The sequence below is a fragment of the Mycolicibacterium rutilum genome (assembly GCF_900108565.1).
Taxonomy (GTDB): domain Bacteria; phylum Actinomycetota; class Actinomycetes; order Mycobacteriales; family Mycobacteriaceae; genus Mycobacterium; species Mycobacterium rutilum.
This window is the reverse complement of the sequence record NZ_LT629971.1, coordinates 2,710,942-2,736,539: the sequence shown is the minus strand read 5'-3', so window position 1 is coordinate 2,736,539 and position 25,598 is coordinate 2,710,942. Positions and strand designations below refer to the sequence as shown.

The window sequence follows — 25,598 nt, the reverse complement described above, 5'->3', positions numbered from 1 at the left end:
CGAGTTCTCGGGCGGCCTCAAATGTGCTGCGGTCCAACTCTTTACGCCGTGCCCGCTCAGCCACACTCGACAATAATATCTTCATGGCATCCGCGTTTCGGAGCGCGAATTCTACCGCGTCGCATGCGGAACGAATTACCGGAGCGGTGGCACCGTGTTGCTGTGTACCCGATGCACTTCGGACGGCAGCACGAGGAACCTCGACGATGCGAATCGGTTCTCCGTGCCGCTGTGCTGCTGTACGCGCGGCCGAGGCGTCTCTGCGGCACGTGTCAGAGCAATAGCGACGCGGACGCCCCCGCCGGGAAGTGACTTCGGGATCTAGCATGACCGCGTCGCAACGGACGCACCGGTTCGGATCTGATGTCGGGTAGTTGTCCGCTGCGATCGGTTGATGATGGTCAACGCCAACTGCGCTATGGCTCCCCAGACTTGCGCCGTTTGCGCGGAGGGCCGCGGCGTTTCGAGACTCCGTTGCACGCTGCGCGCTGCCCTCGTCAGCACGCGCTCTGCGAAGGACATTTTGGAGGTCGCGAACCTCGACCTCAGCGAGAGTAGCGATCGACGCGATCGTCTGACCGCGGTCCCTCATCCGCCCAGTAACCGTTTGCAGGTTGACGAAATGACTCACACGCTTGCGGGCTGCGTCCGTGCGCACGTTTTCATTCACTTGATCGAGGCGCACACTCTCCCAAGCGTCAACGGCGCCCAGCCGCTGGAGCAGCACACGAACCGAGGCGGCATCGTCTACATTGGCGCGTTCAAGGCTCGCGCGTTTCTCGTTCGCCCTGCGCTGCGCTTCCACCGCACGCTTGCGCGCCCGCAACTTCTCACTTCCGCTCATAGACGCAAACGTAGGACGGGCCGCGCGCTATCGTCCACCACCACAGCCACATTCGCGAGCAACTAGGGCTGGCTGCTCGGAATCTCCGAACTGCCTACGATGCCACCGCGCCGTCTACGCAGGGAGAGTCGGTTAATACACCAGTCAGCGGCAAGCCGATTAACCGTCAGTCGTCGACGGTTGTTTCGCCCTCACGGCGGCTGTAGTTGCCGCGCGCCGCGCGCCTCTCTGCGTCGGCGACGTCAGCGTTGAACGTGGCGGCGAACTCTGTGTACTTGACGTCGAGCAGATGCTCGTCAGGCGGCGCGGGTTGCACGGCGGCTGGATTTGTGAGGGCGTAGTAGGCGTAGCGGCTGTCGAGACGGTTTTCCGGCACCAAGGTGATTAGCCGTGGGGTGAGGCCGCACTCTGCCGCCAGGTTCCAAAACTCTTCGATGGTGAAGGTGGTGGTCGATGCGAGGTTTCGGTCGTAGGCTGTCCCGGCGAAGCCGCGGGTCCGACGATCGCTGGTGTGGTACTTGATTTGGACCAGCGCCATGCCTCCGGGGGCCAACACGGTGCGGGCGATTTTAAGGATGGCCCGTACCGCGTTCGCGCCCGTCGTTAGCTCGATCACGTATAGACACAGGAAGACATCGCAGCTGCCCGCCAATCCGACGGTGGCTTGTTCGGGGCAGGCGAGGTCGATGCGCCGTGTCTCGACGGGTGTCGTGCACGTCGCGCGGACTTGTCGGACGCATTCGTCGAGGTTTTCTTGGGAGATGTCGGCGGCGATGAACCGCTGCGCATGGGGGGCGAAAGCCACGGCGTTGGCCCCGCCGCCGGCGCCCCACTCCATCACTTTGTTCGGGCTGGGCGAATTAAGGGCTCGGGCGAAGGTTTCATAGATCTTCCAGTGGTCGTCACCGACCTCCAGCCAGGCTTGATCACCGATTCCGTTGCGCCAGTGTGAGTTCGCTTCCCAGGCCGATCCTGTGGGCGCCGACCAGTAGCGGGCGGCTTGCCCGGCGATCCGGTTCCGGAATCGCCGCCTTCCCGCTGCTGCCAGCGCTGCTGCCAGGATTCGCTCGCCTCGCACTGCCACGTCGATACCTCCGGTCAAGGACTTGTTTCCGGTTGGGCTGACAGTAACCGGCCTTCCCTGGACGTGGCCGCCTTCGACGCCGGAGCGACCCCGCACCAGTCGCCGCACTCTAGGACTCGATGATCATCCCGCCGATTGGAACGGGTGTCGCGTCCACACCAGTCAGCTAGGCAACCGGGCGCCGACGATCGCTAGCGGCACACCACTGCGCCTCCAGTGACACCTCCGGGCAGCTTGTGGGCCAGCCAGCGCGGGGCCGGTGGCTGAGCGGGCAAGGAATCCTCGGACAGCTATCTGGAGGCTCTTGGCGCTGCTAGAGGGCACCACATTGTGCGGCGCTGAACCCGCGGTGGTGCGCGCATCTGCAATGATCGAGCGAGCGGCATTGTGCAAGGAGGGGGCCATGGCGAGGTCTGACCTGGTGATTGATCTGGTCGAGGCGCAGCAGCGTGGCGACGTCGCCCGCTTTCGCATGCTGGTGGAGGCGATCATCGCCGAGGAGCGCAATAATCAGCACCATCTTGTGGCTGATCGTCTGTCTGAATTGATCACCACTGCCGGTGCTCGCAGCCTGCTCGCCCGTGATGACACCGCCCGCCAGGTCGCTGATCTGGTCACCGAAATTGTGCCTAAGCGGCGATTGTCAGAGGTGCATCTGGCGCCTGCCGTCACGGCGGCGGTGACCGAGATCATCGAGGAGCATCACCGTAGCGAGCTTCTCCGCAGCCACGGCCTGGAACCGCGTAACCGCATCCTTTTGGAAGGTCCGCCTGGTAACGGTAAAACCTCGCTTGCAGAAGCGTTGGCAGCGGAGTTGATGGTGCCGTTCTACGCCGTGCGTTACGAGGGAGTTGTATCTAGCTTTCTTGGAGAGACAACGAGTCGAATCGATCACGTTTTCGAGTTCGCAAGGACTCGGCGCTGCGTGCTCTTTTTCGACGAGTTCGACACCATCGCAAAGGAGCGCTCCGACGCGCACGAAACCGGCGAAATCAAGCGCGTCGTTTCGACGTTGCTCCTACAGATCGATCGCTTGCCCTCCCACGTCGTCGCCGTCTGCGCGACCAACCATGGCGAACTGCTCGACCGCGCGGCGTGGCGCCGCTTTCAGGTGCGGTTAACACTGCCTCCCCCGTCGCGCATACAGGCCACGGTTTTTCTCGAGCAGCTGCGTATGCGGCTCGGCGGGAACCTCGGTATGGCGCCGCGCACCCTCGCCGACAAGCTTGCGGGCGCCAGCTACGCCGACATTGAGGAGTTCGCGCTGGATGTCATGCGGCGCTATGTGTTGTCGCTACCCGATGGCCGTGTCGAGGATGTGGTGCGCGAACGGCTCAAGCAGCGCAACGCCATAAGGGAGATGTGACCTCTCCGCGTCCACCGCTGTCGTTCGGCGCCCCGGTGACCGGGCCTATACCTACCGGCGCGCCCCGCTTTCCTGGAACTCGCATCGCCGGACCGGAACCGGCCCGGCAAGGGCAGCGGCTAGCACCACAGTTCGCCGCTCTCCAAGAGGCTCTGCAGGCTGGGCGCGTCGACGTGGACGGTGACACCAGTGAAGCCGATCCCGAGCTTGTGGTGGTCTTCGACCTCGCCGCACCCGTAGCCGAGTTCGCGCGAGCCGCAGCCCGTGTGCCCGGCCTGGAGTTCCTCCTCGAAGTTGATGGCGACGAGTTCGCAGCCGACGACGACTTCCACGCCGTACGCGATGGCGAACCGAGCGACGATGCCGTGACCGACAGTTTCTATGTTGTGATGTCGAACAGCCAGGCCGTCGTTGAGCTCCTCACCCTCTTCGCGCGATGGCAGGAGAACCGCGATGCAGCAATGCCTTTCGGGTTAGCGCCCTTACGCGAGGTCTTTTCGCTGTTGCGCGAGGTGAGGCGCTGGGGACCCCAAGATCGGGTCCGTGAGACCGGTCTGCTGGAGCGCTGGCGCGAAGACGTCGCCGTCGTGGGACAGTCAGCTACCACGGCCCGCGTCGAAGTCGAGCTGTGGTTCCGCCGCGATGCCGCCCGCCGGGCGGTTGCCGAAACGACTGTGCGGGAACTCATCACCGCAGCCGGCGGCCAAGTCATCACTCAATCGACACTCACCGGCATCGGCTATCACGCCATTCTCGCTGATATCCCCTACAGTCAGGTCGAAGCGGTCCTTGATCGCGGGCCCGACGCGATCGCACTGTTGACTACCGACACCATCATGTATGTGTCCCCGGCACGGCCGATGACCTTTCCGTCAGCAGCGCCCTCCGACGAACCTGTTGAGCCCGAGGTGTTTTCGGTGAAGCCCGTCGACCGACGTCCACGGATCGCCCTGCTCGATGGCCTGCCGATGGCCGGTCACATCGTCCTCTCCGAACGTCTGATCATCGACGATCCTGACCAGATCGCTGCGTCCTATACCGCATCACAGATGCAGCACGGCACCGCCATGGCGTCGCTGATTTGCCACGGCGACCTCAACGCTCCCGGCGAATCAACACAGCGCCGCGTGTACGTGCGGCCGATCATGCAGCCACACCCATTCAGTGGCCAAGGCGAAACCGTGCTGAGGGACCGGCTATTAGTCGACCTCATCCACGAAGCCTTTCGACGCCTGTTCGAGCGACACGGCCAACACGATCCTGCGGCTCTCAGCGTGAGAATCGTCAACTTGTCCATCGGCGACCCCATCCAGATGTTCGTACGCCGAATCAGCCCCCTAGCGAAATTGTTGGATTGGCTCGCCCACACGTACAACGTGCTGATCCTGGTCAGCGCGGGCAACCATCCCATTGATGCCGACATCCCCGCAGCAGCGCTGCTCGATGTATCCGAACTACGGCGCGCGGTGGGCACCGCCATGTACGCGCAGGCGCGCCGTCGACGACTCCTCTCCCCCGCTGAGGCGGTGAACGTCATCTCCGTGGGAGCCCTGCATGCAGACGCCGCGACCACCCCAACCAGCGACACGGTGCTCGACAGCGCCGACGCGGGAATGCCCGCGCTCTACAGTCCCGTGGGTTTCGGCCACCGCAACTCGGTAAAACCGGAGATACTGCTGCCCGGCGGTCGAAGTCTGCACCAGCGTCCGCCTTCGGCCGAAGGAACCACGACCTTGTATCCGGCGGAAACAACGATCACCGGCCCCGGTATGCGCGTCGCCGCACCCGGACACGGCGGCGCGCTCAACGGAACGGCCTATCTGCACGGAACCAGCAATGCCACCGCCCTCGCGACGCGCACCGCCGACCACATCTTCGATGTGCTTGAAGCCCTACAGTCCGCCGACGGCGAACCACCGTTCGCCACCGCCGAATACCATCCTGTGCTTGCCAAGGCTTTGCTTGTTCACGCCGCATCCTGGGGCGCCATACGCGAGGGGCTGACCCGCACCATAGGCGGCGGCGCCGATCTCAACCGTCGTGACATCTCTCAGCTACTTGGCTACGGCGCCATCGACGCCGAACGGATCGTCACAGCCGCGACCAACAGAGTTCTCCTCCTCGGCGCCGGGTCCATCACAGCCGACCAACGCCAGACATTTGCACTGCCTCTGCCGGCCAGCCTGGCTGCGACGACCGACTGGCGACGGCTGACGATAACCCTGGCCTGGCTTTCCCCGGTCAACACAGCGACGCGCCGACATCGTATGGCCCGTTTATCTTTCGAGCCGCCGCGTCAGCCACTGGGAGTCGAGCGCCTGGAAGCTGAAGCGCGCGTGTCCCGCAACGGTACGGTTCAACACGAGATTCTTGAAGGTCAGCGGGCCGTCGTGTTCACTGCCAGCGATGCGCTGGAGATCAACGTCGACTGTCGCGTCGACGTAGGACGCCTGGCGGCACCAATTCGCTACGGACTGGCGGCGACACTTGAAGTTGCCCCAACCATTCGTGCTGATATCCACCAGGACGTTCGTCAACAACTGCAAATACGACTGCGCACCAGGACACAGTGACACGCGTAGTCCCGGCGACAATCTGAGCCGTTTCCGGACGCGAACAGCGACGTGCGCTACTGCCGCATCGGCGAGGTCTCAAGAGAAGCCGGTGTTGGTTATCGCCGAACGGCGAGGGTTGAGACGCGCAGACCAAGGGTCGCATCGAGCCATCTACGTAGGGCGGCAGTAGTTGATGACGAATGAATCTCGTTCGTATTGAGATGTGGCCTCATGCCGCCAGTGTCGAGGGTGGCGCTGTCATCCTGGTTCGGTGGCGCCTAGGACAGCGAAGAAGACCGACAGCCGGTTAGCGGCTCGGCTTGCCGCGCTCGCCTCACTAGGCGCTTCTGTCATCCATTTCGCCGTCGTTCCCGCCCACTGGCAGGAATGGATGCCAGCGGGCCTGTTTTTCGCTGGCATCGCGCTGTTCCAACTGTTGTGGGCGCGGCTAGTACTCACCCGTACCACCACCCCGGTGCTGGCCCTTGGCATCATGGTCAACCTTGCCGTTATTGCGCTTTGGTCCGTGTCGAGAACCGCGGGAGCGCCGCTCGGGCCCCACGCCGGTCAAGCCGAACTGATCCAAGCCGCGGACCTATGCGCGTTGCTGCTTCAGATCTATGTCGTCATGGGCGCTGGCTGGGTCTGGCACCGCGGCCTTCAAGGAGAACCGGTGCCCGCCTTCGGCAGTGCCATGGTGCTCCTGGGCGCGATTGGGATCGTCACGTTGGCGTCCACAGTGGGCGCTGCCTCTGGTCTACGGCACGGCCACCACGCCCCAGCCGGCGCTGAAGCAGGGGCTCATCACCACGGACCTGGTGCAGGGCAGACTGACGACCATCACAGCCATCCTGAACCATCCCCTGCAGCGCCCGCTGGGGAGCCCGCCTCCGATGGTCACGGAACCAGTGCAGAACACGTCGACGACCATGACAATCACGATCCGGAGCCGACGTCTCCCCCGCCTGCCGTGCGCCCAGTCGAAGCTCCTGCGCCTGGCGCTGGCTCTGGCGGCGCGCCTGAGCAGGCTACGCCCGTGCCCATCAGCGAGCCGCTTCCGGCAGCGACGCCGCTAGACGACCACCAAGACCACGACCATGTGCATTGACCTACGCCTGAGTGGCCAATCCACGGCCTGACGGCTAGTTTCCGCCCGTCAGGTCTGCCCGCCCGATGGCGTCGCCCGGATGACGCAGGATGTCGAGGGCCGACATTCCGATGCCGTAGGTGGATAACCATCGCCTCGGCCGGACCGCGATGAAGCACAGCTCAGCACTCTGAGAGACGATGCGCTCCTCGGCGACGAGAATGCGACGGAGGAACCAGTCCGCATGGAATGCCCCTCGCGCGTCGGCGTTTTCGTGGTTCAGTATTTCGGCCGACCCCGCGAATTGGATAGCTGCCGGCGGCATCATGGGGAGAAAGCGGTGCGGCACGGGAATGACGAAGGCTACCTGTGGTCGTCGTCGAATGTTTCTCACCTTGATGTTCGTAGTCCGGGTCGTGATGTACAACGTCAGGTTTGTGCCTTCACCGGCCGCTGCGTACGTGACGGCCGTTGCGTGGGGGTTGCCGCTGCTATCGAGCGTCGACAGGGTTGCCGAACGACCGTCGTCGAATCGAATTTTCGACAGTGGCGAGGTCGGTCACTGGCGCTCCTTGCTCCGCTTCCCGGCTCCGACTGGGCGGCTTGTCGATCAGCTACACGCCGTCTACGGCGCATCCGAAGGTACCGGCGGTCGACGGATAACCGAGAACTTCGACCGGCGACTGCATTCGCTCATCTTCGTGCGAAGCTCCACTTGGTTGGGAGCGGCGATTCGAACTTCACATGGTCGCCGGATGCTCCACATGGCGGGCCGTCTCCTAACGGTTGAGAACGGCACGGGTGCTCGCCTCGGGCGCCAAATCGAGGCGGCGCAGAAGTTGCGCGTTGAGCGCGACGACGATCGTTGACAGTGACATGAGGATGGCGCCGACCGACATGGGCAGCACGATGCCGATGGGTGCCAGCACGCCAGCAGCCAGGGGCACTGAGATGAGGTTGTACCCGGCGCCCCACCAGAGATTCTGTTTCATCTTGCGGTAGCTGGCGCGGGACAGCTCGATGACCGACAGCACCGAGCGGGGGTCGGAACTGGCCAGGATGACACCGGCGGAAGCAATGGCGACGTCAGTGCCGGCACCGATGGCGATACCGACATCGGCCTGCGCCAAGGCGGGGGCATCGTTGACTCCATCGCCGACCATGGCAACCTTCTTGCCCTCGTGTTGCAGGGCAGCAACTTTCGACGCCTTGTCTTCGGGGCGCACCCCCGCGAACACCCGGTCGATGCCCAGTTCATGGCCGACACTATTGGCGACGGCTTCGGCGTCGCCGGTGATCATGACGACGTGCACGCCGAGCTTGTGAAGCGCATCGACGGCTTCGCGGGATTCGGGGCGGATCTCGTCGGCCAAGCGCAGGCCGCCGAGCACCTTTCCGTCGCGGATGACGTGCAGAATGATGGCGCCTTCGTCGCGCCACGCGGTGGCCGCGGGAACCTCCTGGGCGCCGACTTCTTCGAGGAGTCGGGGGCCGCCTACTCGGATTTCGTGCCCGTCGACCGTTGCGGTCACACCGACGGCAGGAGAGGATGAGAAGCCGTTGGCGCGCGGTACGGTTAAGCCCCGATCCTCGGCGGCTTTCACGATGGCCCGCGCCAGGGGGTGTTCACTGTCGGTCTCGGCGGCTGCGGCGAGCGCGAGCACGGTGTCGCCGTCGTCGTCTCCGGACGCCTCGACGGCGGTGACGGTGGGTTCGCCTTTGGTCAGGGTGCCGGTCTTGTCGAACAGCACGGCGTCGACAGTGCGCATACCTTCCAGGGCCAGCCGGTCTTTGATCAAGACGCCGCCTCTGGCGGCGCGTTCGGTGGCGATGGACACGACCAGTGGTATCGCCAGGCCCAGCGCATGAGGGCAAGCGATGACCAGCACGGTGATCGCTCGCACCACCGAGGCATCGGGGTCGCCGACGATCGTCCATGCCGCCGCGGTGATCGCGGCGGTGATCAGGGCAAACCAGAACAGCCAGCCGGCGGCCTTGTCAGCGAGGCGCTGGGCACGCGAGGACGAATTCTGCGCTTCGGTGACCAGGCGTTGGATTCCTGCTAGGGCGGTGTCGTCGCCGGTGGCGGTGATCTCGACCCGAAGCCCGGAATCGGTGGCGACGGTGCCGGCTGTGACGGGATCCCCGACGCCGCGGGTAACGGGCCGGGATTCGCCGGTCACCATGGACTCGTCCATGTCGGCGCGTCCATCGACGATCTTGCCGTCGGCAGGGATGCTGCCGCCGGGTCGCACTACAACGACATCGCCGACGTTCAGGTCGGCCGGCGAGACGGTGACGGTGCGGTCGCCGTCGATCTTCTCGGCTTCGTCGGGAAGTAGTGCGGCCAGTGAGTCCAGCGCTGAGGTGGTCTGGGCCAGCGAGCGCATTTCTACCCAGTGACCGAGCAGCATGATGACGATGAGAAGTGCGAGTTCCCACCAGAACTCCAGCTCGTGGTGGAGCAGGCCCAAGCTCGCGCCCCAGGACGCGAAAAAGGCGACGGTGATCGCTAACCCGATCAGGAGCATCATTCCTGGTTTGCGGGAACGGATCTCGTTCAGCGCACCGGTGAGGAAGGGGCGGCCACCGACGACGTACATCACTGTCCCGAGCAGCGGCGCGATCCAGCGTGCGCCGGGGAAGTCGGGGACGTCGTAACCGAGCAGCATCGCGAACATGGTTGAGAACGCGACGACCGGTATGGCGATGATCAGGTTGATCCAGAAGAGTTTGCGGAATTGAGCCACGTGGTCACCGCCGTGGCCACTATGGCCGGTGTGGCCGGTGTGATTCTCATGACCGTGGTGTTCACCGTGTGGGTGGGTGTCAGGGTGTCCGCTGGGGAATTGGTGGTGGGCCTGCCTGTCGGGGTGGGATGTTGCTACGCCGTGATCATCGCGGTTTGTCATGTTCTTTCCTTAGGGGACTTCGCGTTTCAGTCGACGCGCATTGATGATGTGGGTGTTAGGAACGCACCAAGCGGGCGATGGCTTCAGAGGCTTCTGTGAGTTTGGCGTCAGCGGCCGGTCCGCCGGTGGCGGCGGCGTCACGGACGCAGTGGCGAAGATGGTCGTCAAGCAGTGCCAGCGCGACGCCTTGGAGGGCTTTGGTGAGCGCGTCTGTTTGGGTCAGGATGTCGATGCAGTATCGCTCCTCTTCGATCATTCTGCTGATGCCGCGGGCTTGGCCTTCGATGCGCTTCAACCGCTTGAGGTATTTGTCTTTATCGGTGATGTAGCCGTGGTGGGTGGTGCCTGTTGATGGGCAGTGCCTGGTGTTGTCGGCGTGGGTCATGACGCTTTCCTTGTGCGTGGTGGTGACTAACTTCGGGTGTCCGGCGAGGAGTGCGCGACGAGGGTCGCGGTCATGCGACGGCGGCATACTTGTCGGGGTCCCGGTCGAACCGTGGTCCGCATCCCTTGCAGCAGAACCAGTAACGCCGACCGCGGTAGTCACGGAATAGTCCCGCCGCTTCGGCGACCGTCTTGTTCACCGGCGTGCCGGGCATTACAGGGCAGGTGGTCTCGTTCTGCGATCCGAGGTCAAGCAGGTTTCTTACCGTAGGGTCGATGGCTGAGGTATCGATTTTGTCGGCTGTGCCGCTGCAGCAGCAGCCGGACGTGGAGTTCTGAATGTCGGACATTGGTTCTCCTCACAGATGGCGGTGATTTAACTGGTGGTGTCGGCGGAAGTGGTTGTGAAGCGGCGCAGGCGCAGGCTGTTGCCCACCACGAAGACGCTGGAGAATGCCATTGCGGCTCCGGCCAGCATCGGATTGAGCATGCCCAGTGCTGCGACGGGGATCGCTGCGACGTTGTAGGCGAACGCCCAGAACAGGTTGGTTTTGATCGTCGACAGTGTTTCGCGGGACAGCCTGATCGCGTCAATGGCGCTGCGCAGATCACCGCGCACCAGGGTGATGTCGGAGGCCTCGATGGCGACGTCGGTGCCGGTGCCCATCGCCAGACCGAGGTCGGCTTGGGCGAGGGCGGGCGCGTCGTTGACTCCGTCGCCGACCATGGCGACCGTCTTGCCTTCGGCTTGGAGGCGGGCGATGACGTCAACCTTGCCTTCGGGCATGACTTCGGCGATGACGTCGTCGATGCCGACTTCGGCGGCGATCTGCCGAGCGACGGCTTCGTTGTCGCCGGTGAGCAACACGGGGGTCAGCCCTATGTCGCGCATCTGCGAGATTGCCTGTGCGCTTGTCGGTTTCACGGTGTCAGCGATGACGAGTACACCGCGCGCCTGCCCGTCCCACCCGACCGCTACCACCGTCTTTCCCTGGGCCTGCGCGCGGGTCTTGGCGTGGGACAGATCTGGGCTGAGGTGTTGCGCCCAGTCGGCCAGAAGTGATTCGCGCCCAACGACGACGGCGTGTCCATCCACGATGCCGTGGACGCCTTTACCTTCGACATTCGCGAAGTCCTGCGGAACGGGCAAGGCGTGGAGTTCCTCGGCCGCCGCGGCGGCGACGGCTTGGGCAATGGGGTGCTCGGAGGCGTTCTCCAGGGCGCCGGCCAGTCGAAGCAACTCCGCGCGTTCGGTTTCCGGCGTTGTAATGACATCGACCAGCGTCATTTTGCCGGTGGTGACGGTTCCGGTCTTATCCAGCACCACGGTGTCAACCTTGCGAGTGGATTCGAGCACCTCGGGACCTTTGATCAGCACGCCGATTTGTGCGCCGCGACCGGTGCCCACGAGCAGGGCGGTGGGCGTGGCCAGCCCGAGGGCGCAGGGGCAGGCGATGACGAGGACCGCGACCGCTGCGGTGAACGCGGCGGCGACTGAGAATCCCGCGCCCAGCCAGGCGCCGAGGGTGATCAGCGCGATCGCGATGACGATCGGTACGAAGACGCCGGAAATGCGATCGGCCAGGCGTTGCACTTCGGCCTTGCCGGTCTGGGCGCGTTCGACCAGCTGGGCCATCTGGGCCAACTGGGTGTCCGAGCCGACGCGAGTGGCCCGCACCAGCAGGCGGCCGCCGGCGTTGACGGTGGCACCGACCACGGTGTCTCCGGCAGCGACTTCCACGGGTACCGCTTCGCCGGTCAGCATCGAGGCGTCGACAGCCGAGGAACCGGACACCACCACGCCGTCGGTGGCGATCTTCTCCCCCGGACGGACTATGAACTCGTCGCCAACCACGAGTTCTTCGATGGCGATCTTCGTTTCCGCCCCGTCGCGCAGGACGGATACGTCTTTGGCGCCCAGGTCGAGCAGGGCTCGTAGTGCCGCTCCGGCCTGCCGTTTGGACCGCTTCTCGAAGTAGCGTCCGGCCAGGATGAACGTGGTTACGCCGGCGGCGACTTCGAGGTAGATGTTGGCGGAGCCGTGCGACGGTGCCAGGGTGAATACGAAGGGATGCTTCATACCTGGGGTGCCGGCGCTGCCCAGAAACAGCGCATACAGCGACCATAGGAATGCCGATACGGTGCCCAGGGAAATGAGGGTGTCCATGGTCGCGGTGCCGTGGCGCAGATTGGCCCAGGCGGCCCGGTGGAATGGCCAGGCTGCCCACACGACGACGGGGGCCGCCAGCGTGAGCGACGCCCACTGCCAGTACGTGAACTGCAGCGCCGGGATCATCGCCATCGCGACGACCGGCACCGTCAGGACGGCCGAGGCCCTCAGGCGGTGCCGCAGCGACGCCAGTTCGGGGTCGGGGGTGTCCACGGCGTGCGGGGTGTCACCGGATGTGTCGGAGGGCATCGGCGTGCCCGGTGTCGGGAGCGCGGCGGTGTAGCCCGTCTTCTCCACCTCGGCGATCAGCAGCGCCGGATCGTATCCGTCAGGCACCGTGACGGTGGCCTTTTCCGTCGCGTAATTGACTGTCGCGGCCACGCCGTCGAGCTTGTTGAGCTTGCGCTCGATGCGGTTGGCGCAGGAGGCGCAGGTCATTCCCCCGATGCGGAGTTCCACACTCGAGCCAGACACCGGTGTCGATGTCGTCATGAAGCCACTGCCTTTCAGTTTCTGATTCGGACGGGATAGCTCAGTGCCCGCCGGCATGGCCGGCGTCACGCGACGGCTCTGGCGCGGGCTCGTTGGCGCCACCGGGTGCGGCGTCGACGACGAAGCTGGCGGTGTGCACGGTGTCCTGGACTTTGAAGTCGAGGTAGAGCAGGTAGCGCCCGGCAGTGGGTGCGGTCGCCGCGAACGACACCGCAGGCCCACCGGTGCCGCCCGGTACCGGCTCGGCCCCCTCAGGGTGCACATGCAGATACGCCAGGTCTCCCTCACGCAAGGCAACGAGATGGCCGTAAGCCCCCAGGTAGGGCTGCATGGTCATCACCGGCCGGCCGTCGCGCGTGACTGTCGCGGTGAGTTGGCGGGAGACGCCCGCGGTGAGTGCACCGTCGAGTTTCACGGTGTATCCGGCGATTTCATCCACGGTGCGTGTGGCACTCGGCACCGCCGGGACGAACACACCGGCCACCTGCACGGTTCGGGTGAGGGTGAGTTTGGCGCTGCCCGCCCCTGCGGGTTGGAAGTCGGTGAACACGCGGTAGGTGCCGGCGGCGTTCCACGTCCACGGCGTTGACCACGTGCCGGTGGCCGCGTCCAGCCATGGGTGCACATGGGCGAAGTGCTGGCCGTCGGAACGGACCACGATGAGGTGCAGCTGCTTGTCGTGCACGGTCGCGTAGTCCAGCAGCGGCGTGCCGCCCGGGTCGACGATGGTGAAGCTCAACGTTCCACGATCGTCGGGTGCGCTGGGGGACCGCACCGGGCTCAGGACATATCCGCCTTCGGCCAACGACAACCCCGGCGGATCGGCGAAGGGAACGACTGGCGACGTCTGCTCGGTCAGCGGCGCGCTGTGATCCGCTGCAGCATCGGAAGTTTGGGCCTGGGCAATTGTCGCCGTGGTATCAGGGACGACCGCTGCGGCGGTGACGTATGCAGCCGTGAACGCCACTGCCAGTCCTGCACCAAACGCTGTCAATCGCCCCGCGGCGTTCATGCGACACGCACCGCCGAGTAGCCGGCCTCGTCGACGGCGTTGAGGATCTGCGCGTCGTCGACGGGACGGCTCGACGTCACGATCAGGATGCCGGTCTTGGCGCTAACTTCGACGTCTTCAACTCCGGCGACCTCGCTGACCTCTTCGCGCACCGAGAGCTCGCAATGTCCGCAAGTCATCCCTGCGACGGCGTACGTGCTCGTGCTCATCACCGATCTCCTTATCCTCGACGGGTGTAGATACCCCTACCGGGTATACGTAAGAGAGCATATACCCCTTGGGGGTATGCTTCAAGGGCTACTTTCCGGGGCCGCTGGTGTGGTGTCGACGCGCGTAGCGCTATCCCGGAACGACGGAGGAATCAGTTGGTGGTGCGCGCGTTACACGTCGGAGATGATGGCTGGCCCCTCATGGGGGAGGTCGTCGGCCGCGGCGAACTGATCATCATGCTTCATGGTGGGGGTCCGGATCACTACAGCATGCGACCGCTTGCTGACCGGCTCGCTGGCCGGTATCGCGTTGCGTTGCCTGACATTCGAGGATACGGAGCATCGCGTTGTCCCGACCCGACGTTGCACCGATGGGATCAGTACGTCAGCGACGTCATTGCGATCATGCACGCGCTCGATGACACCCGCGCCCACCTTGTCGGCGCCGGACTGGGCGGCACTATCGTTTTGCGGACGCGCCTCCAGCACCCCCGTATCGCCCGGTCGGCGGTGGTCATCAGTGCTGAAGCGATAGAGGACGATGCGGACAAAGCCGCAGACACCGATCTGATGGATCGTTTCGCCGAGCGTGCCCGTTCCCGCGGTCTGCAGGCCGCCTGGGAATTGTTCATTCCTGATCTTCAGCCGCTGATCGCCAACCTGGTCGCTGAGGCTATTCCGCGCACTGACGCCAACAGTGCGGCGGCCGCAGCGGCAATCGGCCATGACCGCGCCTTTGCAACGCTCGATGACCTCCGGCGCATCGACACTCCGACACTCGTCATCGCCGGCGACGACACCCGTCACCCCGAGTGCTTGGCACACAGCCTCGCCGACGTCCTTCCACGAGGGGTACTGGCCGAAGTTTCGATGTCCCGCCAATTCCTCGACGCTGAGGACATGGCACACGCTTTCGGCCCAACGATCAGAGGGTTTCTTGCCGCCGCGTCTGGCGCAGACGCTGAAGGCGATCGGCACTAATGGCATAGCCCATAAGGGAGAACCGAGGTGGCGCGACTGGCCCGGAGCCCATCAGCCGCAGCAGGACACTCTCTTATCGGCCTTGATAGGTTGGCGCCCGCCGATGACCTCAATAAACGTGCATCGAGCGATGCACTTGACGATCGACCGCGTGGTTGAACTTATTAGAAGCCGCCGGAATCTCTCTTGCGCCTTCATGCGTTCGCCCTTTCCAGTCGAGGGGTTACCCGCGCGGGTACAACCCCAAGCTACCCCTGGGGGGTATCAGAACATAACGTCGGTCCCATTGTTGATCGCGATTCTCTTGTAATCGCAATAAGTCAGGGCGTCGATAGCGCGCGCAAGTAACCTCGTCGCTGCAGATCGGTGTTAGTCGAGCGGTGATGTCGATCTATCGCGGAGTTCGTTGCCAGTATCGGACCGTGCCCCCGGGGCGTCCTTGCTGGGAACGCAGCAATCACGCCCACTAGCGATCGTGAGCACCGCCTCGTGGCGAGTACTCCGGCTGGCGGCGATACCACCGGCTTTCCCGTCGGCGACACCGGCCGCGTCACGGCAGGGTTGATGACGCCGATGCCCATTCCCGACGATCTTTTGCCGCAGCCGTCACCAGTAGATGAGCGCCGCCACGGCGACCGGAGACGCCAGGCTGGTATCCCCTGTGGAGGTGTCAGGGCTCGGTGGTGAGCCGGTCGAGTAGCGGCCGTAAATCTTCGGCCAGTAGTGCCATCAGGTACACCGCCGCGACCCTGTGCTGGCGGTCCAGGACCATCGTGGTGGGCACCACGCTGGTCGGATAGTTACGTCCCAGGGTGATCAGGCTGCGCAGTGAGGGGTCGAAGATGGAGGGATATTGCACGTTGCGGTCGGTGACGAAATCGCGTGCGGTGTCCCGGTTGTCGCGGACGTCGATGCCGAGGAATTGCACGCCCCGATCGCGGTACTCGGTGTACACCGTTTCCAGTTCCGGTGTTTCGGTGCGGCAGGGCGCACACCAGGAGCCCCACACGTTGATGACGACGACCTTGCCGGTGAAATCGGACAGCTGGATCGGCTCGTCGGTGAACAGGTCGGGTCCGCTGAGATCGCCGATCGTGCCCCGTGTCGAGGGTGGGTCGTAGAAGATCGCGGTTTGGCCGCCGGGTGAGACGAAGTCGAAGGTGCCGCCTTGGGCGACGGCATCTTCGCCGGTGGTGCAGCCGGTGACCGAGGCTGCGGCGACGACAACGGCTGCCATGACGGCGGTACATCCCCTGAGGCTCGGCACGAAAATTCCTTTCGATGACCACGTTGTCGCCGATTGCACCGCCGGTGTTCCTAGCTGCCTAGTTTTCAAAGGCGAGGCCGCTGACCAGGATGAAGATGCCCAGGCCGACCAAGACGATCGGGAACAGGACGTGTTCCCAGCGTTCGAGGACTTCGGCGATCGGGCGGCGGGTGGCGACGAATCGGGCGGCGAGGACGAGGACCGCGACGAGGGCGAGGAAGACGCTGCAGTAGGCCACCACGGCCGCAGGTCCCACGCTTAAGAAGACCGGAACGTAGACCCCGATGTTGTCCCCGCCGTTGGCGAAGGTGACTGCTGCGACGGTTAAGATACCGACGTTTTTGCCGGCCACCTTGGCGTCGTCGTCATCGTCATCGTTGCCACGCCAGGCTTCCCAGGCCGCCCACAGTCCCAGGGCCAGGGGTATGAGCCCGAAGTACGGGATGACCTCTGGGGGAAGGAACGCTCCGGCGCCCAGTGTCACCAGCACCGCCGCGCCCAGAATCCCCGCAAATCCGAGGTATTGGCCTGCGGTGATCCGGGCCGTGGTGCCGCGTTGTCCCGCGCCGCGGGCGAAGAACAGCGAGAGCACGATGATGTCGTCGATGTTTGTGGCGATGAACAGGCCGATGGCGGGCAGGACCGACGACACGATCACCGGCCTGGCCTGGTGTTGCGTGCGGTGACGCTGGCCTGCCGAGGCGCGACCACGCCGGTGTGGTGGGCGATCACGATGGCGCGCCGACCGGCGCCGCGCGAGTGGGGCTGGCTGCCGGATCGGCCGGCGCGGCGGCCAGCGGTGTGCTGCGTCCGGCCCGCACACCGTTGGCGATGACCACGATCTCGGCGAGTTCATGGACGAGCACTACGGCGGCCAGCCCGAGCACCCCGAACAGGGCCAGCGGCATCAACACGGTGATCAGGCCCAGGGACAGGCCGACGTTTTGCAGCATGATCCGCCGCGCCCGCCGGGCGTGGCTGAACGCTTGGGGAAGGTGGCGCAGGTCTTCGCCCATCAACGCCACGTCGGCGGTTTCGATGGCCACGTCGGTGCCCATCGCGCCCATCGCGATCCCCACGTCGGCGGTGGCCAGCGCGGGGGCGTCGTTGACGCCATCACCGACCATCGCGGTGGGGCGCTGAGCCCGGAGCTGTTCGATCAGCCGCGCCTTGTCCTCGGGGCGCAGCTCGGCGTGCACGTCCTCGATCCCGACATCGCGGGCTAGCGCCGCGGCGGTGGCCTGGTTGTCGCCGGTGAGCATCGCCACGTGATAGCCGTCGCGGCGCAGCCGGGCGACCACCTCGGCGGCCTCAGGCCGCAGCTCGTCGCGCACGGCGATGGCGCCGATCACTTCGCCGTTGTCTTCGACGAGGACCGCGGTGGCCCCGGTCCGCTGCATGCGGGCGACGTCACCGGCGAGCGGCCCGGGGTCTAGCCAGCCGGGGCGGCCCAGGCGGATGCGGTGCCCGTCGCGGTGGCCGGTGAGCCCGGCGCCGGTGACGGCCTCGACGTCGGTGGCCGGGATGACGTTATCGACGGCGGCGAGGATCGCCGCGGCCAGCGGGTGCTCGCTGCGCGCTTCCAAGGCGGCCGCCACAGCGAGCACCTGGGCGCGGGTGGCGCCGTCGGTGGTGGCCACATCGATGACGGCGGGCCGGTTCGCGGTGAGTGTGCCGGTCTTGTCCAGGGCGACGCCGCGGATCTTGCCCAGCCCTTCCAGTGCCGCACCGCCCTTGACCAATGCGCCGAGCTTGCTGGCGGCGCCGATGGCGGCCACGACGGTGACAGGTACCGAGATCGCCAGGGCGCACGGTGAGGCGGCGACCAGCACGACCAGGGCCCGCTCGATCCAGGTGGCCGAGTCCCCGAGCAGGCTGCCGATCCCCGCGATCAGCGCCGCGACGATCATGATCCCGGGCACTAGGGGTTTGGCGATGCGATCGGCCAGGCGTTGGGAGGCGCCCTTGCGGGACTGCTCGGCCTCCACGATGCGCACGATGCGGGCCAGTGAGTTGTCCTCGGCGGTGGTGCTGACCTCCACCTCGAGTGCCCCGGTGCCGTTGATCGACCCGGCGAACACCTCATCACCGGGCCCGACCTCCACGGGAACTGACTCGCCGGTGATGGCCGAGACATCCAGCGCGGTGCGGCCGTGGCGGATGATGCCGTCGGTCGCGACACGCTCACCGGGCTTGACCAGCATCCGGTCACCGATCTGCAAATCCGACGGCGCGACGGTCTTTTCGGCGCCGTCACGCAGCACGGTCGCCTCGTCGGGGACCAGCGACAATAGCGCGCGCAGTCCGCGGCGGGTGCGGGCCAGCGAGTACTCCTCCAGTCCCTCGCTGATGGAGAACAGGAAGGCCAGCATGGCGGCCTCACCGACCTCGCCGAGGATCACCGCGCCTACCGCGGCGATGGTCATCAGCGTGCCCACCCCGATTTTTCCCGTCGCCAGCCGCTTCAGGGTGGACGGCACAAAGGTGTAGGCGCCGGCCAGCAGCGCCACCGCTTCCAGCGCCAGGACTACCGGCTCGGCGGCGTCGAGGAACCCGGCGGTCACCGCTGCCAGCAGCAACACTCCCGAGAGGGCGGCGAACTGCAGTTCTTTGATCTGCCAGAGCCGCTCGGGCACGCGGTCCTGCTCGTTGGCGCCGCGGGGTTCTTCGTTGCCGCAGCCGCATGCATCGCTCATCGGCGGGTCTCCTGCGCATCCGTCGTCGCGTCGGTGCGGCCGCGGGTCCCGTAGGTCGGGCACAGCGCCACCTGGTTGCCGGTGGCAGCCAACAACGTCTCGGCCGCGGTCATCAGATCCATCAGCTCTGGTCGAGTCAGCGAGTAGAACACCTGACGGCCTTCGGGACGGCCGGTCACCAGGCCGCACTCGCGTAGGCACGCCAAATGCGCCGACACGGTGGACTGCGCCGCCCCCAGCAAGCCGGTCAGGTCGACCACACGCGCTTCGCCTTCAGCGAGTCGCTCCAGAATCGCAAGTCGTGTCGGGTCGGACAGGCTGTGAAACAGCGCTACCGCCGGTGTGAGGTCCGCGGACGGCTGCATTGAGGATCTCGCCGTTGTCATCGCCATAGAGCGATGATAGCGTTTCGACACCATTAATCGTCAAATCATGGTGATAGCGCTGTCAGGCGTTTACTTGGGGGGTCGGGACGGCACGACCTCGGGCCACCAAAGCGCTCAGACAATGCAGTTAGCGAACCAAGCGACGGAATACCTCAACGCCGTTGTCGACAAAGAAAGATGGTATGCGCAGTGTTGATGAACCGAGCCGAGACCTGGCTGGTGAATTCGCCGCCGCGGCGCTGGCTGCAACGCGTCTATGAGGTGCCGGCGCTGTTGCGGATTGGCGGCCGCCTGTTGCCCGGCACACGAGTATTGGAGATCGGGTGTGGGTCCGGGTACGGCTCGCAGCTGATCTTGGAACGGTTCGGGGCGGCCACCGTGGACGCGGTGGATCTGGACCCGGTGATGATCGGCCGCGCCGCCCGGCGCCTGGCCCGCTACGGGGATCGGGTTCGGCTGGCCCAGGGCAGCGCGACCGACTTGCGCACCGCACTGGATGTCGACGACGACAGCTACGGCGCGGTCTTCGACTTCGGGATCGTGCACCATATCCCGGACTGGCGTGAAGCGATCACCGAAGTCGGCAGGGTTCTGACACCGGGCGGTCGGTTCTACTTCGAGGAAGTCACCTCCCACGCGCTGGCGCGCTCCACCTACCGGCGGCTGTTCGATCACCCCACCGGCGACCGATTCAGCGCCGAACAGTTCCTCGATGAACTGGCCCACTACGGCCTGGTGGTGCTGGGATCGCTCACCCGAGTCCAGGGTGACTACCTGCTCGGCGTTGCGGCCAAGCCGGTTCCCATCGGGGGTTGAGCGGTGATGGCAGTTGCTGGGCTGGCGCTGTTCGCCGCCATGATGCTGGTGATGGGCGCCTTGCGTGCGGTCATTCAGCGGCGCCGCACCGGCGAGATCGGCACGCGGCGCACCTTGCGCCCGGATGGATCACTGGAGTGGTGGGCGCTGGCCGGAACCGACCTCGGCTGGCTGACAGTGGGCGTCGCCGCACCCGTCGCCGACCTAGCCGGTATGTCGCCGCTGGCATTCCTGGATCATTCGGTGCTGCGCGCGGTCGGTGTCGCGGCAGCGGTGCTGGGCATGCTCTTGGGCTTCGCCGCTCAAATGGCGATGGGCGCGTCCTGGCGGACCGGGATCGGCGAGGCAGAACGCACGACTCTGGTCACCACCGGCGCCTTCCGAGTTGTTCGCAATCCGATCTTCGCCGCCGCAACTGTCACGTTCCTCGGCTTGGCGCTCATGGTGCCCAACGCGGTGGCGATCGCCGGCCTAATGGCCTCTGTGATCGGCATACAAGCACAGGTGCGCTTGGCCGAAGAGCCCTACCTGCGCCGGGTCCACGGCGTGGCCTACACCGACTACGCCTCCCGCGTGGGTCGCTTTCTGCCCGGGCTCGGACGCCTACAACCCGAACACCAACACTGAAGCTAACTGATGGGGCAAAACGGGCGTATCCGCGGCGTAAGTCGCCGCGCCGGGATCGCGGACCTGCGGCCCCGCCCCACAGACCAACGTCGCCGCCAATGAGAGGACGATCAAAGTGACCGAATGTGACAGTGTTCAAGCGACGTTCGCGTTCGTTGACCTGTCCGGATTCAGTGTCCTGACGGAAATGTGCGGGGATGAACAAGCCGCCAGTCTGGCGGGCCGTCTGCTTGCCGTGGCCCGCGAGTCGCTCGGACCGAGCGTCACCATCGTCAAGACGATGGGTGATGCGGTCATGCTACGAGCCAGCGAGACCGAGCCGATGGTGGCGACCATCCTGCGACTCGCTGACCGCGCCGCCGAGGAGGACGGATTTCTTGCGCTGCGGGCCGGCATTCACCACGGCAGTGCGGTCCAGCGCGACATGGACTACTTCGGGCACGGCGTGAATGTGGCGGCGCGCCTCACAGCGCTGGCCGGAGCCGGGCAGGCTGTGGTCACCGAAAAAGTTCGCCGGGCCTACGCGCAGCGCGGCCTCTCGCTGGAGCCATTAGGAGTCAAGCAACTTCGCAACATTGCGACACCGATAGAGGTCTACGCGGTGGGCCTGGCGGCGGCCCGCTATCCCACCGACCCGGTGTGCCGGGTGCGCGTCGACCCTGCCACGGCGGCCAGCTCTCTGCGTCACGCCGGTCATGACTGGTGGTTCTGCTCACCGCAGTGTGCTCAACGATTCGCCGCCGCACCAACGCAATACGCGTAGGCTAAAACAATCAGCACTCGCCACCCGCACGGAATCACTCAGGACTGAGAGATCGGGCTCACCAGCGGGGCGAGTCTCAAATCGAATCGGCGCTGCTGGCTTTCACACAGCGTCCTGAGCCTGCTTCCATGCGGTGTAACCGCCGATCAGATCACTAACGTTGGCGAATCCGTCGGCCCGCATCATTGAGGCGGCCACGCTGGAGCGCCAGCCGCCTGCGCAATGCACCACGATCGGCTTGCCCCTAGGGATTTCTGCGCACTGGGTGCGCAGCTGGGCCAGTGGGATGTGCACCGCGCCGGGAATCGTGCCGACGTCGCGTTCGCCGGGATTGCGGATGTCGATCACGGTGACCGCATACTCGGCTCGCAGCCGGTCGAGCTCAGCGACGCTGACCCGTGGCGCCGGTAGAACGAGATCGGTCAGCTCAACCGGGAAGGCACCGTCAGTGCCGACGGTGAGATAGCCGATCACGTTGTCCGAGCCGATGCGGGCCAGCCGCATGGCCGCGGTCTGCTCGTCACCGGGATAGGTGATCAGCGCAATGTTTGCGCCCACCTCAGCGACCATGCCGCCGGTTTCTGCGAAGCGGCCGTCGAAGCCGACGTTAACCGATCCGCGGAGATGGCCGGCCGCGAAGTCATCAACCGACCGGGCATCCACCACCCGAACGCCGCCCTGCAGACCGGCCCGTAGCTGAGCCGCGGTCACTGGGGGAATCCTGCGGTGCTGATCCAGCAGTGGGTGAACCCGCTTGTTCATCGCCGCGTCCATTGAGAAGTACGCGGGTGCCGCGGGCTGGCCGCGGGTGATCAGCTCGACGAAATCGGCCTCGGTCATCGGCTGCACCGACGGGTTGGTGCGGCGTTGCTCGCCGATCGTCGAGGTCAGCTCGGCCGAGAGGTTTTTTCCGCACGACGAACCCGCGCCATGGGCGGGCATCACCGTGATGTTGTCGGGCAGCGCCAGCAGCTTGTGGTGGATGCTGTAATACATCGCCCGAGCTAGGTCGGCAGTCGAGCCGTCACCCAGATTGGCCAGGTCCGGACGGCCCACATCGCCGATGAACAATGCGTCACCGGTCAGCACCGCGACGGGCTCGACGCCGGAACGTTCACGCACCAGGACGCTGATCGATTCCCAGGTGTGCCCCGGGGTCGAGAGGATCTCCAGATCGACCTCGCCGAGCGAGAGGTGCTGCCCGTCAGACAACCGGCGGATCGGGTAGTCGGTGTGGGCGGCCGCGCCGAAGCCGATCCACCCGCCGGTGGCCTCCACCAGCTCCAGGTGGCCCGAGACGAAGTCCGCGTGAAAGTGGGTGTTAATGACGCCTTCGATCGTCAATCCGTGCTTGGCGGCGTCGTCGAGGTATTCGGTGATGTCGCGGCGCGGGTCGACAACCACTGCGCGCCCGGTGGTTTCGTCGCCAATCAGGTACGACGCGTGCGACAGGCACTCGATGTAGTACTGCTCCAGAATCATCGTCTTTCCTTCTCTACGTTGGGGCTCTTCTGCCTCAACTCGGGACCCTCACGCATTAAGCAATGATACCCGAGGGGGTATTCTTTTTCGGAGGTTGCGTATACCCGGAGGGGTATGTGTAATATGAGTACCAACATACCCCCGGTGGTATCGCACGGCAAGGGGGCGGCTACGACGTCAACTGGGAGGACGACATGACGGTGTCGAACACTGCGATGTGCGGTTTCGCTGCGAGGTCGCCGACATGACGGCCCTGACCGTCGTCCTTGCTGTAGTCGTGGGAGTCTCGCTGGGACTAATGGGCGGGGGTGGCTCGATCCTGAGCGTCCCGCTGCTGACCTACGTCGCAGGACTGGACGTCAAGGAGGCGATCGCAAGTTCGCTTCTGGTCGTCGCCGTCAGCAGCATGGTCGGCGTCGTCACTCATATGCGTGCCGGGCGCGTGCGGTGGCGCGTCGCTCTACCATTCGGCGCAGCGGCCATGGCCGGGGCTTTCTGCGGCGGCCTACTGGCCGGCGTCATCCCCGAAACGGTGCTGCTAGTCACCTTCGCAGTGATCATGATCGCCTCCGGGATCGCGATGCTGCGCGATCGCAAGACAACTTCCGGCGACGAGGCCCGGCAGGTGCAGGTGGCCAAGGTGGCCGTGCTCGGTGGCGTCGGCGGTGCGTTGAGCGGACTCGTCGGCGCGGGTGGCGGCTTCCTGCTGGGACCTGCGCTGGTCCTGCTGGCCGGACTTCCGATGCCCGCCGCGGTCGGTACCTCGTTAGTGGTGATCGCGATGCAATCGTTGGCCGGTGTAGCCGGACACCTGACCGGCGTACAGATCGACTGGAGCCTGGCAGCGATGGTCACGGCCGCCGCAGTGGTGGGCGGTCTGATCGGCGGACGGCTAACCGGCAGGGTCGAACCCGAAGCGCTGCGCAAGCTGTTCGGCTGGTTCGTCTTGCTGATGGCAGCGGTGATCCTCGCGCATGAGACAACCCCTGTGGTCGGTGCCGCGTCGTTAGGCCTGACCACCATCGGCGCAGCCGTCTATGTCACCTGCAGCTGCACCAGGTACTGCCCGCTGCGTCGGACCATCCGCGCTCACATGAAGCCGGCTGCGGCGCGGTGACCGCTGTAAGCGCGCGGGAAGCATACCCCCGCGGGTACTGTTGAACCCGGTGAAACCGCAGGAAAGGAATCCACAATGGTGGGCGACGAAGACAGCATCGCCGCAGTACTAAATCGGCTGCGGCGCGCTCAAGGACAGCTCGCCGGCGTGATTTCGATGATCGAACAGGGACGCGACTGCAAAGACGTGGTTACCCAACTCGCCGCCGTCTCGCGGGCCCTCGACCGGGCCGGATTCAAGATCGTCGCGACCGGCCTGCGCGAATGCATCACCGCTGACGGCGGTGAGAGCGCAAAGCCGATGACCGAAGCCGAACTCGAGAAACTCTTCTTGGCACTCGCCTGACCTCCCAAGTCCACTTACGTCACCGATCCTCTAGTGCTGCTTGCCGAACCACGGTGGGGGTCAGATTGGGCCGATCCGAGGTGGCAGCCGCCGGAACCGGTGAACGGGTAGAGCAGTTGGGCAAGGTATCCGGTGGGATAGTCGGGTTTGGCGGCCATGCCGAGCTGGGTGGAGTCGAAGCGGCGGGCGGGGTCATACGAGAAGGTACGCATCAGGTGGTCCCACACCAGGGTGAACAGCCCGAAGTTGACGTCACCGATGCCGGCCCATTTGAGGTGGTGGAAGCGGTGTCCTTCGTTGAGGGCCAGGACGTATTTGGCGGGGCCGATGCGGTAGTCGGCGTTGGAGTGCTGCAGCAGCAGCTGTATCGCCACCGCCAGGGCCAGCGCTGAGGCCACGTCGACGGGCAGCCCGATCAGGATGAGCGGTGCCACCCCGGCGGCCATCTCGACGGTTTGGTGCAGGGGGTGTTTCATCAGGCCGTTGAGGCCGTAGAAGCGGGTGATGCTGTGGTGCACCGCGTGGAAGCGCCACAGCAACCCGATTTTGTGGCTGGCCAAATGCACCACGGTAATGCCGAAATCGGCGACCAGGATCGCGGCGAGGACTTGTGCGACGAATGACCAGCTGTGCGGCCACAACTGGGGCGCGGGGACGATCGCGGCCAGCAGCGGGATGGCGGCGACGCTGGCCAGGATCAGGGTTTCGTTGACCGCGACGTGGATGCGGTCGCGGGTGGTATCGGCGCGGTCGTGGTTCCACTGCGGGTCATACGGGATGATCCGCTCCACCAGGAACGCCGTCGCGATCGCGGCCGCCAGAATGATCAGCAGCCAGTACTTCGGGGCGCCGGCGGCGGCCACGGCGATGCCCGCGCCGTTGAGGCCGATCAGCAGGAACGGGACGTAGCCGTAGCGGGCCACCGCCTGGACCGCAGTGATCACCCTCGTCGATGTCGGAGAAGAAGTCGTACCCATGCCCTCGATCGTCGCGGCCACCACCG

At 65.3% G+C, this 25,598-nt stretch carries 23 protein-coding genes; 9 read left to right on the top strand and 14 right to left on the bottom strand.

The features are described 5' to 3' along the window. Window positions 1–1,010 precede the first annotated feature (1,010 nt). A complete protein-coding gene (locus tag BLW81_RS13340) occupies window positions 1,011–1,928 on the bottom strand; it encodes a class I SAM-dependent methyltransferase (protein WP_235632261.1) in 918 nt (305 codons plus the stop codon). A gap of 403 nt (window positions 1,929–2,331) precedes the next feature. Here BLW81_RS13340 and BLW81_RS13335 point away from each other — a divergent pair, with 403 nt between their 5' ends. The 3 genes from BLW81_RS13335 to BLW81_RS29960 all read left to right on the top strand — a co-directional run bounded on the left by BLW81_RS13335 (window position 2,332) and on the right by BLW81_RS29960 (window position 6,957). Continuing rightward, the gene (locus tag BLW81_RS13335; RefSeq protein WP_083410513.1) at window positions 2,332–3,294 is read left to right on the top strand and encodes an AAA family ATPase; all 963 of its coding nucleotides are present in this window, start codon (window positions 2,332–2,334) and stop codon (window positions 3,292–3,294) included. A 173-nt stretch (window positions 3,295–3,467) separates the two neighbouring features. Further along, on the top strand, window positions 3,468–5,867 hold the full coding sequence (locus tag BLW81_RS13330) for a S8 family peptidase (protein WP_235632260.1): 2,400 nt from the start codon (window positions 3,468–3,470) through the stop codon (window positions 5,865–5,867). A gap of 205 nt (window positions 5,868–6,072) precedes the next feature. After that, complete coding sequence (locus BLW81_RS29960) at window positions 6,073–6,957, top strand: hypothetical protein (RefSeq protein WP_083407573.1); 885 nt, start codon at window positions 6,073–6,075, stop codon at window positions 6,955–6,957. A 34-nt stretch (window positions 6,958–6,991) separates the two neighbouring features. Here BLW81_RS29960 and BLW81_RS13320 read toward each other — a convergent pair whose 3' ends face one another. The 7 genes from BLW81_RS13320 to BLW81_RS13290 form a co-directional block, all read right to left on the bottom strand. Beyond that, window positions 6,992–7,444: a pyridoxamine 5'-phosphate oxidase family protein gene (locus BLW81_RS13320; protein ID WP_235632318.1), complete on the bottom strand. Its 453-nt coding sequence runs from the start codon at window positions 7,442–7,444 to the stop codon at window positions 6,992–6,994. A 271-nt stretch (window positions 7,445–7,715) separates the two neighbouring features. Beyond that, window positions 7,716–9,848 (bottom strand): heavy metal translocating P-type ATPase, encoded by a 2,133-nt coding sequence (locus BLW81_RS13315; RefSeq protein WP_083407572.1) that lies wholly within the window; start codon window positions 9,846–9,848, stop codon window positions 7,716–7,718. A gap of 55 nt (window positions 9,849–9,903) precedes the next feature. After that, the gene (locus BLW81_RS13310) at window positions 9,904–10,233 is read right to left on the bottom strand and encodes a metal-sensitive transcriptional regulator (RefSeq protein ID WP_011856766.1); all 330 of its coding nucleotides are present in this window, start codon (window positions 10,231–10,233) and stop codon (window positions 9,904–9,906) included. Between the two features lie 70 nt (window positions 10,234–10,303). Beyond that, window positions 10,304–10,582, bottom strand: coding sequence for a YHS domain-containing protein (locus BLW81_RS13305; RefSeq protein WP_083407571.1), 279 nt, complete (start codon window positions 10,580–10,582; stop codon window positions 10,304–10,306). Window positions 10,583–10,608: 26 nt separating this feature from the next. Further along, window positions 10,609–12,894, bottom strand: coding sequence for a heavy metal translocating P-type ATPase (locus BLW81_RS13300; RefSeq protein ID WP_083407570.1), 2,286 nt, complete (start codon window positions 12,892–12,894; stop codon window positions 10,609–10,611). Between the two features lie 40 nt (window positions 12,895–12,934). After that, window positions 12,935–13,906, bottom strand: a complete 972-nt coding sequence (locus tag BLW81_RS13295) for a DUF8832 domain-containing protein (RefSeq protein ID WP_083407569.1) — start codon at window positions 13,904–13,906, stop codon at window positions 12,935–12,937. Next, a complete protein-coding gene (locus BLW81_RS13290) occupies window positions 13,903–14,115 on the bottom strand; it encodes a heavy-metal-associated domain-containing protein (protein ID WP_083407568.1) in 213 nt (70 codons plus the stop codon). Before BLW81_RS13290 ends, BLW81_RS13295 begins: the two co-directional genes overlap by 4 nt. A 201-nt stretch (window positions 14,116–14,316) precedes the next feature. Here BLW81_RS13290 and BLW81_RS13285 point away from each other — a divergent pair, with 201 nt between their 5' ends. Further along, entirely contained in the window at window positions 14,317–15,096 is a 780-nt protein-coding gene (locus tag BLW81_RS13285) for an alpha/beta fold hydrolase (protein ID WP_235632259.1), read from the top strand. A gap of 670 nt (window positions 15,097–15,766) precedes the next feature. Here BLW81_RS13285 and BLW81_RS13275 read toward each other — a convergent pair. The 4 genes from BLW81_RS13275 to BLW81_RS13260 form a co-directional block, all read right to left on the bottom strand. Then, complete coding sequence (locus BLW81_RS13275; protein WP_173839618.1) at window positions 15,767–16,333, bottom strand: TlpA family protein disulfide reductase; 567 nt, start codon at window positions 16,331–16,333, stop codon at window positions 15,767–15,769. Window positions 16,334–16,421: 88 nt separating this feature from the next. Continuing rightward, window positions 16,422–17,021 (bottom strand): cadmium resistance transporter, encoded by a 600-nt coding sequence (locus BLW81_RS13270; RefSeq protein ID WP_083407564.1) that lies wholly within the window; start codon window positions 17,019–17,021, stop codon window positions 16,422–16,424. 70 nt (window positions 17,022–17,091) lie between these two features. Next, entirely contained in the window at window positions 17,092–19,059 is a 1,968-nt protein-coding gene (locus BLW81_RS13265; protein ID WP_083407563.1) for a heavy metal translocating P-type ATPase, read from the bottom strand. Further along, window positions 19,056–19,451 carry an ArsR/SmtB family transcription factor gene (locus BLW81_RS13260; protein WP_083407562.1) on the bottom strand — a complete coding sequence of 132 codons (396 nt, stop codon included), beginning with the start codon at window positions 19,449–19,451 and terminating at the stop codon, window positions 19,056–19,058. Before BLW81_RS13260 ends, BLW81_RS13265 begins: the two co-directional genes overlap by 4 nt. 189 nt (window positions 19,452–19,640) lie before the next feature. Here BLW81_RS13260 and BLW81_RS13255 point away from each other — a divergent pair, with 189 nt between their 5' ends. The 3 genes from BLW81_RS13255 to BLW81_RS13245 all read left to right on the top strand — a co-directional run bounded on the left by BLW81_RS13255 (window position 19,641) and on the right by BLW81_RS13245 (window position 21,651). After that, the gene (locus BLW81_RS13255; RefSeq protein WP_083407561.1) at window positions 19,641–20,261 is read left to right on the top strand and encodes a class I SAM-dependent methyltransferase; all 621 of its coding nucleotides are present in this window, start codon (window positions 19,641–19,643) and stop codon (window positions 20,259–20,261) included. 6 nt (window positions 20,262–20,267) lie between these two features. Further along, on the top strand, window positions 20,268–20,888 hold the full coding sequence (locus BLW81_RS13250; RefSeq protein ID WP_083407560.1) for a methyltransferase family protein: 621 nt from the start codon (window positions 20,268–20,270) through the stop codon (window positions 20,886–20,888). A 115-nt stretch (window positions 20,889–21,003) separates the two neighbouring features. Continuing rightward, window positions 21,004–21,651 carry a YHS domain-containing protein gene (locus BLW81_RS13245; protein WP_235632258.1) on the top strand — a complete coding sequence of 216 codons (648 nt, stop codon included), beginning with the start codon at window positions 21,004–21,006 and terminating at the stop codon, window positions 21,649–21,651. Window positions 21,652–21,753: 102 nt separating this feature from the next. Here the strand turns inward: BLW81_RS13245 and BLW81_RS13240 are convergent, their stop codons facing one another. Further along, window positions 21,754–23,133 (bottom strand): MBL fold metallo-hydrolase, encoded by a 1,380-nt coding sequence (locus tag BLW81_RS13240; protein WP_083407559.1) that lies wholly within the window; start codon window positions 23,131–23,133, stop codon window positions 21,754–21,756. Window positions 23,134–23,377: 244 nt separating this feature from the next. On the opposite strand from BLW81_RS13240, the gene BLW81_RS13235 reads away from it, so the two are divergent. After that, a complete protein-coding gene (locus BLW81_RS13235) occupies window positions 23,378–24,250 on the top strand; it encodes a sulfite exporter TauE/SafE family protein (protein WP_083410512.1) in 873 nt (290 codons plus the stop codon). Window positions 24,251–24,325: 75 nt separating this feature from the next. Further along, window positions 24,326–24,595 (top strand): metal-sensitive transcriptional regulator, encoded by a 270-nt coding sequence (locus BLW81_RS13230; RefSeq protein WP_083407558.1) that lies wholly within the window; start codon window positions 24,326–24,328, stop codon window positions 24,593–24,595. Between the two features lie 14 nt (window positions 24,596–24,609). Here the strand turns inward: BLW81_RS13230 and BLW81_RS13225 are convergent, their stop codons facing one another. Continuing rightward, complete coding sequence (locus BLW81_RS13225) at window positions 24,610–25,572, bottom strand: sterol desaturase family protein (protein ID WP_083410511.1); 963 nt, start codon at window positions 25,570–25,572, stop codon at window positions 24,610–24,612. Between the last annotated feature and the right edge of the window lie 26 nt (window positions 25,573–25,598).